Here is a 14640-nt window from a genome sequence, read left to right as displayed (position 1 = left end):
TATTCATTAGTAGGAAAATATTTATTATAATTCTTTCTGCGCTAATTTTAATCCTATTGGAATATGACTATGGCTACAGAAACGAACAAAGATATGAATGCCATAACTGATGACGAGATTATCAATACTGAGCAGTTTGAAGATATGCGCGACTTATTAGAAGAAGACTTTGTCGATTTGATACAAGTCTATTTTACTGATTGTCGTAGCCGTATCACAAAACTAAGACAAGCTCAGCAAGAAGAAGATAATGCCAATGGCTTTGAGCTTGCTCATGCACTAAAAGGAGCCAGTGTCAATTTGGGCGCAACCCAAATGACGCGTCTTGGCAGTCAATTGCAAGAGCTTTGCCGTGAGCGTCTTATTAGCGAACAAGCCCCTCTTATCGAGGACATCGCAGTTGCATTGCAACGTGCTGAGCAAGACATCAACCAGCGACTAGGACAATAATGAGCAACAATGCACCCTCATCTTTAGCAACAGCAGTACCAAACGTCAGCCATTATTTGTCTTGTGTTCAAGTAGTGATGGTCAATACCACATTGCCTGCCAATATTGGTTCAGCAGCACGCGCCATGCACACCATGGGGTTATCGAGATTGACGGTGGTTGATCCAAAACTACCGATTGATGACACTAGCGTTTCTCATGCTGCTGGTGGTAGCGATTTATTGTCATCAGCAATTATCGCACCAACGCTTGAATCTGCTATCGCTGATTGCCAACTGGTATTTGCAGCCAGTAGTCGTAGCCGTCATTTGCCGCGTCCTGTGGTCACGCCGACCCAAGCTGCCAAAATCATGCTGGACTTTATTGACAAGCAAAATGCGATTAATGATCGAAATGGTATTGATACAGCGCCCAATATTGCCATTTTGTTTGGACGTGAAGATCGTGGCTTGACCAATGAAGAGCTGGCTTATGCTGACTATCATATTCAAATCGATGCCAATCCTGCTTATCCAGTGCTCAATGTTGCTTCAGCCGTGCAAGTTATTGCAAGCTTTATTTATGCTTATGCACAAACTCATATCCAAACTGACAGCGAAGTTAATGATATAGGACAGGTAACTGACAAGCTAGAGACGACTGAACAAGGGATGCTCAATACCTATGTGCGCCATCAATGGGATGAGCCAGCGATTACTCAACAGCAATTGCAACTGCTTACTGAGCGTACCACTGCATTGATGGTTCAACGAAAACTGGCAGATAGTGAAAACTTAAAGTCGCTGCCATCACGCTTATCTAGACTCGGTTCACGTATTCAACTCGACCAAAAAGAGTATCAATTACTCAGTGCTCTGCTAGCAAAACTTTTAAAAGACTAACATTTAATAAGTGAGTTTTCTTGTCACTATTGGCATTATTATTAGTATAGGTAGTTATATCATTTAACAATAAAAAGGGACTTACGATGAATTGGACTGTTTACTTATCTGGAGAAATACACACTGACTGGCGACAAAAAATTATGCAAGGCGCGTCAGAACAGGGTTTAGACATTACCTTTATCTCAGCAGTCACTGAGCATGAAGCCAGCGATGCGGCAGGTGATGTACTTGGTAAGGATAACGATGGATTCTGGCGGGATCATAAATCATCAAAGGTGAATGCCATTCGCACCAAAAACATGATCCAGAAATGCGACATTGCTATCATTCGTTTTGGGGATAAATATAAGCAGTGGAACGCCGCCTTTGATGCCGGCTACTGTGCTGCATTAGGTAAGCCGTATATTACCCTGCATGCTGAAGATATTATCCATCCGCTAAAAGAAGTGGATGCCGCGGCAATGGCATGGGCGCAAACACCAGAGCAAGTTGTTGAGCTGCTAAAATATGTTGTCAGTGATAGCTAAAGCATAATAGTGATCGCCTTTAGATAAAGCGCCCATAATTAGCTTTTTATACTAAGCTCAGTATAAAAACGATACAGCGGGACTGGAATGAATTTTTTGCAGCCTCTGTCTGCGTAGGCACAGCACGCCAGAAAAATTTATACCAGTGCCGCGTCAAAACATGAAGTATCTACTTTATTTAGAATCGACTATATCTAAAGGCGATTTTTTATTTATAGCGCATTGCTATATTTTGTACTGCAAAACTGCTATAACTAAATAGATTGTAATCAAAAATACGATAGGATGATTTATGTCATTGCCAACCGGCTTATTCAAATCGCTTACCCGCATCAAAAGAGACTTAAAAGAAGACATTGATGCAGTATTTAACCGCGACCCTGCCGCGCGTAACAGCCTAGAGGTTATCTTGACCTATCCTGGCATTCACGCGCTTATCTTGCATCGCGGCGCGCATTGTCTCTGGCAAAATGAGCACAAACTTGCGGCTAGAGTGATTTCTTATGGCTCGCGTATCATCACAGGTATTGAGATTCATCCTGCTGCTAAGATTGGTCGTCGATTTTTTATTGATCACGGCATGGGGATTGTTATTGGCGAGACAGCAGAGATTGGTAATGATGTGACCCTTTATCATGGCGTCACGCTTGGCGGTGTCTCTTGGAATAATGGCAAACGCCATCCTACTTTGGAAGATGGTGTCATCGTTGGTGCCGGTGCCAAAGTATTGGGGCCGTTCACTGTCGGTAAAGGCGCTAAAATTGGCTCAAATGCCGTCGTGGTCAAAGCAGTGCCAGCAGGCGCAACCATGATTGGTAGTGCAGCTCGCATGATATCAGATCATCATGATGAAAAAGGCAATCCTATTACGACCAAAGTTAATAATACCAAACAACAAGAAAAAGTGGCGCAAGCTACTTTTACAGAGAACTCTTCAGATAAAGAACCAAAGAATCATACAGCGCGTGAAACCACTTTTCAAGCTTATGGTATTGATCCCATGTCACAAGACCCTGTTGCTGAAGCCTTTGCTAAAATGCTTGAACATATTCAACAATCAGAAAATCGCTTAGATCAATTACAAACTGCTATGTGCAAAATCGATCCTGACTTTTGCAAAAAAGAATATGACAAATTGTGCTTAGAAGATTTGGACGTGATTGGCAAAAGTGACGTGAATGAGATAGGTGCTGAATCGCAATAACTTTTTATCCTTGGGCTGGGTTTAGTATTAAGCTCAGCTTAGATCTTTTATTTTACAACTGTCAGCTACCTATCTCTGCTACCAACTCTTTTATCCCTGCTCTCTCATGCGCTTTAAATGGATAGCGATTTGCCATTATTATCCACTCAGAGTATTGAGAAATTTTATTTTTACTTAGGCTATTTTCTGGAGTCGCTTTAATAAGCAGTATATCAATATCCATTGTTACTGCTTTTATAGCTGGTGGTGATTCTGTTAAACGCTGTCTCTTGCAGTCGCATTCAAACTGTTTAAATGTTTGTTGTAGCTGCTGCAAGGTTACGGGCTTCGCTAAAGACAAATAAACACACTGGTTAGTGTAATCAGGTTTTGGCAAATCTATGGTGGCAGTGAAGTCAGGATTTTGAAAGGCTGTCGACAGCATTATTGTACCAAGATTTGCCAAACACTCTCGGATACGCGGCAAGTGAGTGTCCGCATCATGATTGCTGCCTAGTGCCAGTATCATAGCCGTTACAGGCTGCACCTGCAACGCTTCAGGCTCACAGCTTGTCAGTGACTCAAACAAATCAGCCAACGCTTTATGCATCATCAGATGAGCTGTTATCAGCTTGATTGGTAGATACGCTAGATGCGACTTTGGCATAGCGAGTGATTTGTACACCAACTGCATCCGCTTGTTCAATAGCGGTAGGCTTAGCAACGCTTAAGGTTATTTTATGGCAGCTATATTTTTCGAGCAGTTTATCAGCGATTTGTCCAGCCAGATGTTCAAGCAGTTTTGCTTTAATCACCTGACACCACTCACTGACATCATCACAGACTTCTTTATAATTTAGCGCATCGTTTACATCATCTGACACCGCGGCGCGGCTGATATCGGTTTCAAACGCGATATCAATCAATAACGGCTGTGTAATGGCGCGTTCCCATTCATACACACCAATCACTGCCTCTACTTTTAAGCCTTTGACGAACACAACATCAGACTGGGTATGAAACATACAAGCATCCTTGTTTACGGTATCTTTATTGTCTATTTTAGTTTGATTATTTATTTAGAAGATAATGCTTCTTCACGTAAGCGTGCTGCTTTTAGCTGCTTACTTGGACGATGACACCATAAGTCGATACTGAATAATAGCAGACCTAGCCAAATTAAACCAAAGACTGCCAAACGATGCAAATCAAAAGGCTCATTGTAATAGAATACAGCCAAGAAGAAAATAAAGGTCGGCGTCAGATAATTCATAAAACTAAGGATACTATAAGCGACCAGCTTGGTGGATTTGTTAAACATCAATAGCGGCATCAAAGTAATAGGTCCTGCCAACATAAGCAACCAAATAGAAGGCGTAAACCAAAAGCTGACATTACTGCTCGCCACATCAGACTGCCAGAACCATGCGATAAAAATAGGCAATAGCATTGCTGTCTCAACAAACATTGCGTCGACTGCTGTCAGAGGGGTTTGGCGCTGAATGGTGCCGTAAGTACTAAAGCTAAACGCCAATATTAACGATACCCACGGCAGGCTGCCTAGCATGACAACTTGAATAACGACTGATAACAATGCAAAGCCAATCGCCACCCATTGCAAAGTACGTAGGCGCTCTTTAAACAGCACCATCGACAACCCTACGCCAACCAGGGGTCCAATAAAGTACCCCAAACTGGCCTCTAAAATCTGGTTGTTATTGACCGCCCATACATAAGTGAGCCAGTTGATCGCGATGATAATACCTGACACAAAGGTATAGGCTATCCACCTCGGGTTTTTCTTTAGCGTGTCAATCCACTGCCAGCGCTTGGTCACTACTAGCACAACTAAAAGACAAGCAAAGGTCCAAACAATGCGGTGACCAATGATTTCGGTGGCATTATAGTCCGATAATTGCTTAAAGTATAAAGGAAAAGCACCCCAGATAAAGAAAGCTATCAGCGCGGTGACAATACCACGTCTGGTTGTTTTAATAGGAGCAGCAGGTTTTTTGATGACATTTTGGGTAGTCATAAGATAGGACAACTTTTTAGAGCAAAGCGCACCCTCACCCAACCCTCATCATTGATGACACTTTGGTGGCAAGAGCACAGGGTTACTACAGATAGAATAAAAGCTAAAAAAGCAATGAGTTGATACTAGAAAACGTATCAACTCATTGCTGCCGAAAGTAAGAATAAAAAATGGCAATAAAAATTAATAGCTCATTTTATTGCTAAGCTATTATCATTGGCTCAAATTAAAGTTACTGCGTTAAGCACTCACAACGTCAATAGACATGCCAATTTGGTTGGCAAGCTCTGCAAATCCTGGGAAACTGGTATTGACAGTCTCAACGCCTTCAATAGTTATCTGCTTGGATGCACGTAAGCTGGCAACCGCAAAACTCATAGCGATACGATGGTCATGATGCGAGACGATATGTCCACCACCAAATACCGCATGGCTATTATTCACGTCACGACTATCAGCCTTACCCTTACCTTCAATAATTAGACCATCTTCGGTAACCGTACAGTCAACGCCTAATGTCTGCAAGCCTTCTGCCATAACAGCAATGCGATCTGATTCTTTGACACGTAGCTCTTTTGCACCGGTCAAAACGGTACGGCCTTGGGCACAGCTGGCTGCGATAAATAATACGGGGAATTCGTCAATGGCAAGTGGTACTAGATACTCTGGTATTTCAATACCGACCAAGTTTGAGCTGCGAATGGTAATATCCGCTACTGGCTCACCGCCAACATGAGTCTCATTACTTAAGCGGATATCTGCTTGCATCAGCTTAAGAATATCAATAATACCGGTACGCGTAGGATTAATACCAACTTGCTTCAAAGTCAATACGCTACCTTGGCTAATAGCGGCAGCCACCATAAAAAATGCTGCCGATGAGATATCAGCAGGTACTGCGATATTACCACCTGTGAGCGTGCCGCCGCCTTCAACACTGATACGATTACCATCGACAGTGACTGGATAACCAAAAGCTGAAAGCATACGCTCGGTATGATCGCGACTAACTTCAGGTTGAGTAACAGTCGTGGTGCCTTCTGCCCAAAGTCCAGCCAGCAATAAGCAAGATTTAATCTGTGCAGAAGCAACTGGCATATCGTATTCAGCCCCTTGTAGAGGTTTGCCAGCACTATCTCGACCAGTAATACTCAGTGGCGCTGTCCCTTTTTGACCAGTGCTTTGAATCACTGCACCCATCTCACGTAATGGTGCCGCCACGCGCTCCATTGGACGCTTATTTAGGCTAGTGTCACCGGTCAATACACTATCAAAGGCTTGCGCTGCTAAGATGCCTGAAAGCAGACGCATACTGGTGCCAGAATTGCCCATATATAAAGGCGTTTTGCTTGGTTTTAAGCCATTCATACCAACGCCATGAATGACTAAATTGCCATTATCAGGACCTTCAATGGTCACGCCCATATCGCGAAACGCTTGCAAAGTGGCAAGCGCATCTTCCCCTTCCAAAAATCCAGTCACGTTAGTTACGCCAGTAGCAAGGCTACCGAGCATAATACTACGGTGAGAGATAGACTTATCTCCAGGAATGGCAATAGTGCCAGAGACGGTGTTGCTTGGGGTGATATTATAAGAAGCTGACATGGCAGAAGTATCCGTATAAGGGGTGCTGGCTAACATATGACCAAAATGTCGCCGTGCGGCTTGCGCGCGGCCCAAAAGTCCCATCAGGGCGGTTGAATCTTTATCAATGATAAGCTGACGAATATCATTTAAATAAACGCTGTATTCATCAAGGGCGCTTACAATCGCGCTTTGATTGGCAAAAAATATATCATGCCACATTTTAGGGTCGCTGGCAGCAATGCGGGTAAAATCACGAAAACCACCTGCGGCATAGCGAAAAATATCTAAATTATCATCATGGCTTGCCAGCTGTTCAACCAAATTAAAAGCGAGCAAATGCGGTAAATGACTGGTGTGTGCCAATATAGAATCATGATGAGCGGCCTCCATCGGCATAACGGTGGCGCCCACCGCTTCCCATAATTGGCTAAGCTTTGTTATTGCCAGATGGCTCGTCGTTGGAAGCTCACAGACAATAACGCTATGATTGACAAACAAGGTAGCACGCCTGGCATGATACCCTGAATTTTCGGCACCAGCAATTGGATGTGCAGGCACAAGCCCAACAGGCAATGTTTTGAACACAGTCTTGGCAGCCTCAATGATATTGACTTTGGTACTGCATACATCGGTAACAATACAATCAGTAGCAAGTAGACCACTATCCATTGCATTTTTGATATCTATAAATACCGCTTGCACCGCTTGTACTGGCACCGCAATCACTATCAAGTCACTACCGGATATCACGTCATTAAGTACTGAGCTACCAGCGTCTAGTAAACCGTGTTGAATAGCTTCCTCTAGACTTGGCTCATGTCTATCGACTGCAACGATACGCTCAGCTAAACCATTGTCTTTAATCGCTTGCGCAAGACTTGCACCAATTAAACCCAAACCTATCACACACACTTGCTGGAATAGCGGCTGCGTAGAGGATGGGATCAGTTTAGTTGCTGTTTGAAGATTTACGGCGTGATTTATTTTTTGCATATTGTTTTAATTATTAGGTTGCTTATTAAAGTACTTATTAGTTATTGATTTAATCATCGGTCAAAATAGAGCGCAAAGTATCAATCAGACGCATATTATCTTCTGCGACCCCTACACTAATACGCAGCCAATTATGCAAACCATAAACCTCTAGTTGTCGCACAATAACGCCTTGCTCAAGCAATGCCTGATAAATAACAGCAGCGTTTGTATCTTCCATTTCAACTTCGATTTCGACCATAATAAAGTTGGCATGTGACTTTATAAAGCCCAGTCCCAGTGCATCAAACTGTTTTTCTAACCAGCGCATCTGCTCGTTGTTCATCAGACGAGTTTTTTCAATAAAGTCTTGATCCGCAAGTGCCGCTGCCGCTGCCGCCAATCCAATGCGGCTCACATTAAATGGTTGACGAATGCGATTGAGTAAATCTGCCACAGCTACCGAGCTTAACGCATAGCCAACACGCAGACCTGCCAGCCCATAGGCTTTAGAAAAGGTGCGAACAATAACCACATTATCAAATTCATCTAACAACGCCCGATTATTACTCTCAGGGCTATATTCAATATAAGCTTCATCTAACACCACCAGTACTGAGCTTGGCACACTAGCGACAAACTCTCTCAGCTCAGCATGTTCAAGCTGCGTACCGGTTGGATTGTTCGGATTGGCAATAAAGACGATTTTGGTATTAGAGTTATCCTGAACCGCTTGGCTCATGGCTTTTAGGTTATGACCAAAGCGCTGAGCAGGCACTTCAACATCCATAGCACCCTGCATTTTAGCAAGCATCGAATAGACCACAAAGGCATACTGACTATAAACGATTGCATCATCTGCACCTACAAAACTACGCGCCAAGATATCGAGCAAATCATCAGAGCCATTGCCCAAAGTAATCTGATCAACATTGACATCATTAAAATCAGCCAATGCTTGCTTTAGATAATAACCATTGCCATCAGGATAACGTGACAGCTGACCTAGCTGTTCAGTAATCGCTAGCGTAACATGCGGCGAGCAGCCGATCGGATTCTCATTACTGGCAATTTTTACCACATCTGAGACGCCATACTCTCGCGTTAGCTCTTCAATAGGCTTACCGGTTTGATACGGTGTCAACGCCAAAATACTCTCGTAAGCAGGTACGAGCGGTAATAAGTTTGACTCTGTCGATTGCGCAGACTGCATGATTAATCCTTAGATGTGATAACGCACCTATCATTGGCTAAGCCCATTAATGTCACTGGTGACCGCTATTTATGACAAGGCAATTTATAAACGTTTGCGGCTAATACCAATAAAATAATGACTCATAGAAACCAGTAAGTTTATAGTACCGCTTTTGGATACGAGCCTAAGACACGTAAGTCTTTCACCAATGGTCGAATATCAGCGATAGCAGCGCTCACATTTGGGTCTTCAATGTGCCCATTCATATCAATAAAGAAGACGTAAGCCCATTTATTAGGACGCTCAGGGCGCGTTTCAATGCTGGTCATGGAAACCCCATGATATGACAAAGGTTTTAGGATTTCGATCAGAGCACCCGCTTTGTCATGCGCTGACACCATAATCGAGGTTTTATCTTGACCTGATGGTGCAATTGCTTCATGACCAATAATCAAGAAACGGGTCGTATTGCTTGGATTGTCTTCGATATTTGAATATAGCTTATGCAAATCATATTCTGCTGCTGCTACGTCACCCGCAATCGCTGCCGAGTGCCACTCGTTCTTCAAGCGACGTGCCGCTTCACCATTACTCGATACCGCAACACGCTCGACATTGGGATAATTCACATCAAGCCAATGACGACACTGCGCCAATGATTGCTGGTGCGAGTAAATACGGCTTAACCCATCAAGTTTGGTATGTTCAGCGACCAAAAAGTTTTGATGAATCGGCAGCTCGACTTCACCGATTATTTTTAATGTAGAAGATAAAAAGCCATCTAGCGTATGGTTGACTACGCCTTCAGATGAGTTTTCAACGGGGACGATGCCGTACATTGCAGTGCCCGCTTCGACTTCACGAAACACATCAGTAATAGTATTCAGCGGTACAGTATCCGCCGCTTTACCAAAATGCTTTAATGCAGCGGCGTGAGTGAAAGTACCCAGTGGACCCAAAAATGCAATGCGCTGCGGCGCTTCTAAATCAAGGCATACCGACATAATTTCTCGAAACAAGCGTGCCATTTTTTCATCAGCAATAGGTCCTTCATTACGCTCCATGACCGCTTTTAGCACTTGCGCCTCACGCTCTGGACGATAAAAAATAGGGTTGGCATTTTCAGCAGCAGAATCATTGACCATGTGGTTCTTTTTCACGGTCGCCACTTGCTGAGCCAATTTGGCACGATTGTTAATCAGTGTCTGAATTTCGCAGTCTACCGCATCGATACTGCCGCGCAATGTATTCAAAAACTCTTTATCCGTTGCGGTAGTACTAATGCTTGCGATGGTTTGGTTTAGATTATCATTGTTTTGTTCCGGTGACTGCTCACTCATTACCGCCCATCCTTTTTTATATTTTATGACTGTTAGGTATAACTACTTGCCAATGATGACCATAAACACTTCGTTAAAAGACATGAATACTTTTTTAAAGGACATAAATACTTTGCTATTTGTTGCTCTTATATCGCCAATTTATCATTATTGGTTTTTTAAAGCAGCGCTATGTTCTTGGTAAAATTCGTAGTATTCGTAAAGCTCAATCACTGACCGGCTCTACTATAACAAAAACTACGGACAGTGCCCATTCGTAAATGAACATAAAGTGGCAAATCGCTATAAATCTTAGCGTAGTTAAGCGCTATACGGGCTTAGCCGGCTAAAACTATCAGGTAACATGTGCCCAAATCTATGTTACAGTTTAAACGGACACAGGATTTTATCCATAATAGACCACAACCATCCATAAGAAAATAACACCATTAATGAATAATACCAAGGATATCTGATGAGCGCATTACAACAGCTTCGCACTATGACCACCATTGTCGCTGATACAGGCGATCTTGCCGCCATTGAGCGTCTAAAACCTATCGATGCGACCACCAATCCAAGTCTAATTACCAAAGCGCTGATCCATCCTGATAATGAAGCGGTATTATCAGAAACCATGAGCCGCCATCGAGATGATATTGATGCGGTAATTGATGAGCTAACCATACAAATCGGCTGTAATATTTTATCTTTGATTGAAGGACGTGTCTCAACCGAAGTCGATGCCCGCTTGTCCTATGACACACAAGCTACCATTGATAAAGCATTGGCATTCATGGAAGCCTATCAAAAAGCGGGTATCGACTCAGAGCGTGTGTTGATTAAGATGGCAGCGACTTGGCAAGGTATTGAGGCGGCACGCTACCTTGAAACTCAAGGTATACACTGCAATCTCACCTTGCTCTTTGGGCAACATCAAGCTATCGCTTGTGCAGATGCTGGTGTGACCTTGATATCCCCTTTTGTTGGACGTATTTTGGATTGGCAAAAACGCCAGCAAAACCGTCAAAACATATCTGTCTCTGATGACATGGGCGTACAATCGGTTAAGCTCATTTACCAATACTACAAGCAGCATGGCTACAAAACGCAGGTAATGGGCGCAAGCTTTCGCTCAACTGAGCAAATATTAGCGCTGGCAGGCTGTGATTTATTGACCATTGCACCTGACCTCATTGATGAGCTCGCAGCAATGGATATCGAGGTTACACGTCAATTATCAGAAAGTATGTCGATGGACATGACAGATATGACACGAGTGAGCTTGAGCGCTGAAGAATTCAGTAGCGCCTATCAACAAGATACCATTACTCAAGACCTGTTACCAAAAGGCATTGACGGCTTTATTGGTGCGCGTGATGAGCTTGCCCATATGCTAGCGAGTATGCGCAGCTAAGCTATATATCTGAGCAATATAAACATAGACCCAAGCTTATCTGGCTTAAAAATGACGCACTAAATCACTATAAAACAGTGGTGATATTACATCAGTCTACGCCGCAGGTAATAAAAGAGATTTGCCTGCTCATGGTAAGTTGGCTATTATAAGCGACCTAAAATGACTACAAGCAAGGCTCAATTATGAAACGGCTAGCAGTGATATTAGCAAGCAGTACGCTTGCGATTGGTGCTCATGCAGTAAACTGGTCAAAAGTAACAGAAAGTCAGACCGGTTCCATTTTTAGCTTAGATTTGGATTCTATCGAACGCTCCGACATCAATATCCTTGATGAAAAGCGGGTCGAAAATATGACTGTCTCTATTCGCAGAAACTATCCTGCAGTTAAAAGCACAACCAGTGATAGTAAAGAAAGTGGCATTCATCATAGCGACCAGCAATGGCTTATATCTTGTAAGGACGACAGCTATTACAGACGGGCATACGTTCATTATGCCGCTGACGACAAAGTAATAAATTCTTGGCAATCAGAAAAACCCCTCTTGACCACCCAGGATTTTAAAATTACGGCTCCAAGAACGGTCAGTCGTATGCTGGTCGAGCAAGCTTGTAAAAACTACGAGCAAGCCAAATAGCACAAATAAAATAGGCAAAAGCATCATTAAAAAAAGCGCGCTGAATACGTTCAGCGCGCTTTTTTTAATGATGCTTTAGTTGTATCATCTCAAAGCCATAGAAAACTGACTTTTATCGCATTCTGCTTATAGTTAAGATACCCTAAAAACGCTACGATGCTGCTGGGATAACCTTTTTACAGCCTCTGGCAGCAAGCAAAATTAATACCAGCAGTACATAATATATCGATATTACTTTTTATTTTTACCGACTATAAGTAAAACTGCCAGTCATTTATACCTTCAATACCGTATAAACAGGCACTGGGAAATCGCCATGTAAATCCACCAAATCCAATAATACTAATGCACCAACGACCGTATGCTCCGCTGATTGGCATAGCTCATAAGCAGTGGTCAGTGTGCCACCCGTTGCCAAGATATCATCAACCAATAGCACGCGCTCTGGTGGCAGATTGTTTTGCATCTCAAGAGTATCTTTACCGTACTCTAACGCATAGGCTTTATTGGCAACAGGCGGTGGTAACTTGCCGGGTTTACGCAGTAAAATCATACCTTTACCCAGATGTCCTGCCAGCAAACTTGCAAACACGAATCCACGCGCTTCAACAGCACCGAGACAATCCACCTCATCCATTATGCCTTCAGGTAGGACAGCCAGCAGTGCATCAATGACTTCATTAATATGACTGCGTAGTAACGGTGTAATATCATAAAAATAAATGCCGACTTTAGGGAAGTCTGGTACTGTGCGAATGATGTTCCAAAATGGATGATCGGTATTGAGCGTATTTGATGACTCGATTGCGGTATCAACTGCTGTAACAGCGGTGTTTGCGCTCATAATAATCCTTAACGTCTATAACTTAGATAATGATGTGGCAATAGCAAATACTCTATGCATCGGAAAATTAACGGCGGTTATTATAGCATAATTGCCTTTAATATTGCGCGGCAATGGGGAAAACACAACTTATTAAGTCAATAAAATCAGGCATAGTGACTTGATAAACGTTTATTAATCTCAATATACAAGTGTAAACTTAACTATGAAAACAATGGTTATATGCTAAACTAGCTGCGTTTTTGCAGTCTATATATTGACGGTAATCATTCTTGATATGCCACCAATATCACCTTAAAAACGTATGGTAACACTGGCAATAATCGATAGGACTCTTTATGAAACGTTATGAATGTATTGTCTGCGGCTGGATATATGACGAAGCACTGGGCTGCCCTGAAGAAGGTATCGCACCGGGCACTAAATGGGATGATATCCCTGATGATTGGACCTGCCCAGAATGCGGCGTTGGCAAGCTTGATTTTGAGATGCTAGAATTTTAAGCCAATGACCCCTTTTAGATAGGACCGTTCATGACAGAAAAAAACAACATTGATAATGCTGCTAATTCGCCTGATTCATCGGATAGCAGCTGGAGTTACCCGACGCCTGAATGGCAAAGATTCGGTGAGCACCTGTGGGGCACATCGGACCTCAGTGAGCATCTTTATCAAGCTATGATAGATATCGGAGACGGCATCGAGCTGTGTGTTGAGGCTGGTGGTAATCCTAATCATCCGCCACTGCTTATGATTATGGGACTTGGCTCGCAAATGATATTTTGGCCAAATCATTTTATTAAGCGCCTTATTGATGCCGGTTTTTTTGTGATTCGTTTTGACAATCGTGATATCGGTTTGTCCTCTAAAGTACAAATCGATGGTCTACCGCGTATTAGTCAGCTTAAAATGATGATGCGCCTGCAAACAGGACTGTCTAATAAAGGTGCACAGGTTGCCTACAATTTAACCGACATGGCAGAAGATACGGCGCGTTTAATTAAGGCTTTGCAGCTTGGCAAAACACATTTGCTAGGTGCTTCTATGGGTGGCATGATTGCCCAAATTGTAGCGGCACGTTATCCAAGCCTAGTACAGCGGATGGCATTGATGTTTACCACCACCAACCGTGCCTTTTTAAAACCACCAAAGCCTAGACAGCTATATACGCTGATTAATCGCCCTGAGAGCCACTCTGAGCGTGATATCGTGCGCCACAGTGTTTGGTTTATGAAGACTGTTGGCACGCCAGGGCATGTGAATGTGCGCATGGTACGTGATATTGCCAAGATACGGTATCAGCGTAACTTTCATCCCCTCGGTACGGTGCAGCAGCTCAATGCTATCTTGGCATCAGGTTCTATCAGTCGATTTAGCAAACAAGTCAAAGCACCTACTATCGTATTACATGGCAGCGCTGATGGCTTAATTCCTGCCTCACAAGGTCGCGTGGTTGCCAAGACCATTCCTAACGCCAAATTTCATTTGATTGAAGGCATGGCGCACGATATTCCTGAGTACTATCAGCCGTATATGGTTGATTTAATTAGCAATCACTTATTAGAAAAGTAATTTTAATGAGTTAGCTTG

At 43.1% G+C, this 14640-nt stretch carries 15 protein-coding genes; 8 read left to right on the top strand and 7 right to left on the bottom strand.

The features are described from left to right. Positions 1–69: 69 nt before the first annotated feature. From AC0J5Y_RS06175 to cysE, 4 genes are all read left to right on the top strand, one after another. Positions 70–450 carry an Hpt domain-containing protein gene (locus AC0J5Y_RS06175; RefSeq protein ID WP_475132019.1) on the top strand — a complete coding sequence of 127 codons (381 nt, stop codon included), beginning with the start codon at positions 70–72 and terminating at the stop codon, positions 448–450. After that, the gene (locus tag AC0J5Y_RS06170; RefSeq protein ID WP_475132018.1) at positions 450–1331 is read left to right on the top strand and encodes an RNA methyltransferase; all 882 of its coding nucleotides are present in this window, start codon (positions 450–452) and stop codon (positions 1329–1331) included. Before AC0J5Y_RS06175 ends, AC0J5Y_RS06170 begins: the two co-directional genes overlap by 1 nt. An 86-nt stretch (positions 1332–1417) precedes the next feature. Continuing rightward, positions 1418–1861 carry a YtoQ family protein gene (locus AC0J5Y_RS06165; protein WP_475132017.1) on the top strand — a complete coding sequence of 148 codons (444 nt, stop codon included), beginning with the start codon at positions 1418–1420 and terminating at the stop codon, positions 1859–1861. Between the two features lie 331 nt (positions 1862–2192). Continuing rightward, positions 2193–3065, top strand: a complete 873-nt coding sequence (gene cysE / locus AC0J5Y_RS06160; protein ID WP_475132109.1) for a serine O-acetyltransferase — start codon at positions 2193–2195, stop codon at positions 3063–3065. A gap of 61 nt (positions 3066–3126) precedes the next feature. Here the strand turns inward: cysE and AC0J5Y_RS06155 are convergent, their stop codons facing one another. From AC0J5Y_RS06155 to pheA, 6 genes are all read right to left on the bottom strand, one after another. Next, positions 3127–3657, bottom strand: a complete 531-nt coding sequence (locus tag AC0J5Y_RS06155; RefSeq protein WP_475132016.1) for a 2-amino-4-hydroxy-6-hydroxymethyldihydropteridine diphosphokinase — start codon at positions 3655–3657, stop codon at positions 3127–3129. Next, the gene (gene folB, locus AC0J5Y_RS06150; protein ID WP_475132015.1) at positions 3647–4069 is read right to left on the bottom strand and encodes a dihydroneopterin aldolase; all 423 of its coding nucleotides are present in this window, start codon (positions 4067–4069) and stop codon (positions 3647–3649) included. The genes AC0J5Y_RS06155 and folB overlap by 11 nt, the downstream gene beginning before the upstream one ends. A gap of 50 nt (positions 4070–4119) precedes the next feature. Continuing rightward, entirely contained in the window at positions 4120–5079 is a 960-nt protein-coding gene (gene rarD, locus AC0J5Y_RS06145; protein WP_475132014.1) for an EamA family transporter RarD, read from the bottom strand. Between the two features lie 240 nt (positions 5080–5319). Continuing rightward, a complete protein-coding gene (locus AC0J5Y_RS06140) occupies positions 5320–7659 on the bottom strand; it encodes a bifunctional prephenate dehydrogenase/3-phosphoshikimate 1-carboxyvinyltransferase (protein ID WP_475132013.1) in 2340 nt (779 codons plus the stop codon). A gap of 49 nt (positions 7660–7708) precedes the next feature. Further along, the gene (hisC, locus tag AC0J5Y_RS06135) at positions 7709–8851 is read right to left on the bottom strand and encodes a histidinol-phosphate transaminase (protein WP_475132012.1); all 1143 of its coding nucleotides are present in this window, start codon (positions 8849–8851) and stop codon (positions 7709–7711) included. 140 nt (positions 8852–8991) lie between these two features. After that, a complete protein-coding gene (gene pheA, locus AC0J5Y_RS06130) occupies positions 8992–10173 on the bottom strand; it encodes a prephenate dehydratase (protein WP_475132011.1) in 1182 nt (393 codons plus the stop codon). A gap of 454 nt (positions 10174–10627) precedes the next feature. Between pheA and AC0J5Y_RS06125 the strand changes: the two genes are divergently transcribed. Together AC0J5Y_RS06125 and AC0J5Y_RS06120 are read left to right on the top strand one after the other, a co-directional pair. After that, the gene (locus tag AC0J5Y_RS06125) at positions 10628–11569 is read left to right on the top strand and encodes a transaldolase (protein ID WP_475132010.1); all 942 of its coding nucleotides are present in this window, start codon (positions 10628–10630) and stop codon (positions 11567–11569) included. Positions 11570–11754: 185 nt separating this feature from the next. Further along, on the top strand, positions 11755–12207 hold the full coding sequence (locus tag AC0J5Y_RS06120; RefSeq protein ID WP_475132009.1) for a hypothetical protein: 453 nt from the start codon (positions 11755–11757) through the stop codon (positions 12205–12207). Positions 12208–12481: 274 nt separating this feature from the next. On the opposite strand, the gene AC0J5Y_RS06115 is transcribed toward AC0J5Y_RS06120, so the two are convergent. Further along, positions 12482–13051, bottom strand: a complete 570-nt coding sequence (locus tag AC0J5Y_RS06115) for an adenine phosphoribosyltransferase (RefSeq protein ID WP_475132008.1) — start codon at positions 13049–13051, stop codon at positions 12482–12484. Positions 13052–13389: 338 nt separating this feature from the next. Between AC0J5Y_RS06115 and AC0J5Y_RS06110 the strand changes: the two genes are divergently transcribed. Continuing rightward, on the top strand, positions 13390–13554 hold the full coding sequence (locus tag AC0J5Y_RS06110) for a rubredoxin (RefSeq protein WP_413520566.1): 165 nt from the start codon (positions 13390–13392) through the stop codon (positions 13552–13554). Between the two features lie 30 nt (positions 13555–13584). Then, on the top strand, positions 13585–14622 hold the full coding sequence (locus tag AC0J5Y_RS06105) for an alpha/beta fold hydrolase (protein ID WP_475132007.1): 1038 nt from the start codon (positions 13585–13587) through the stop codon (positions 14620–14622). Positions 14623–14640 lie beyond the last annotated feature (18 nt).

Source organism: Psychrobacter sp. TS_SC_6, from assembly GCF_056156305.1.
This window is presented reverse-complemented; position numbering and strand designations above follow the sequence as displayed.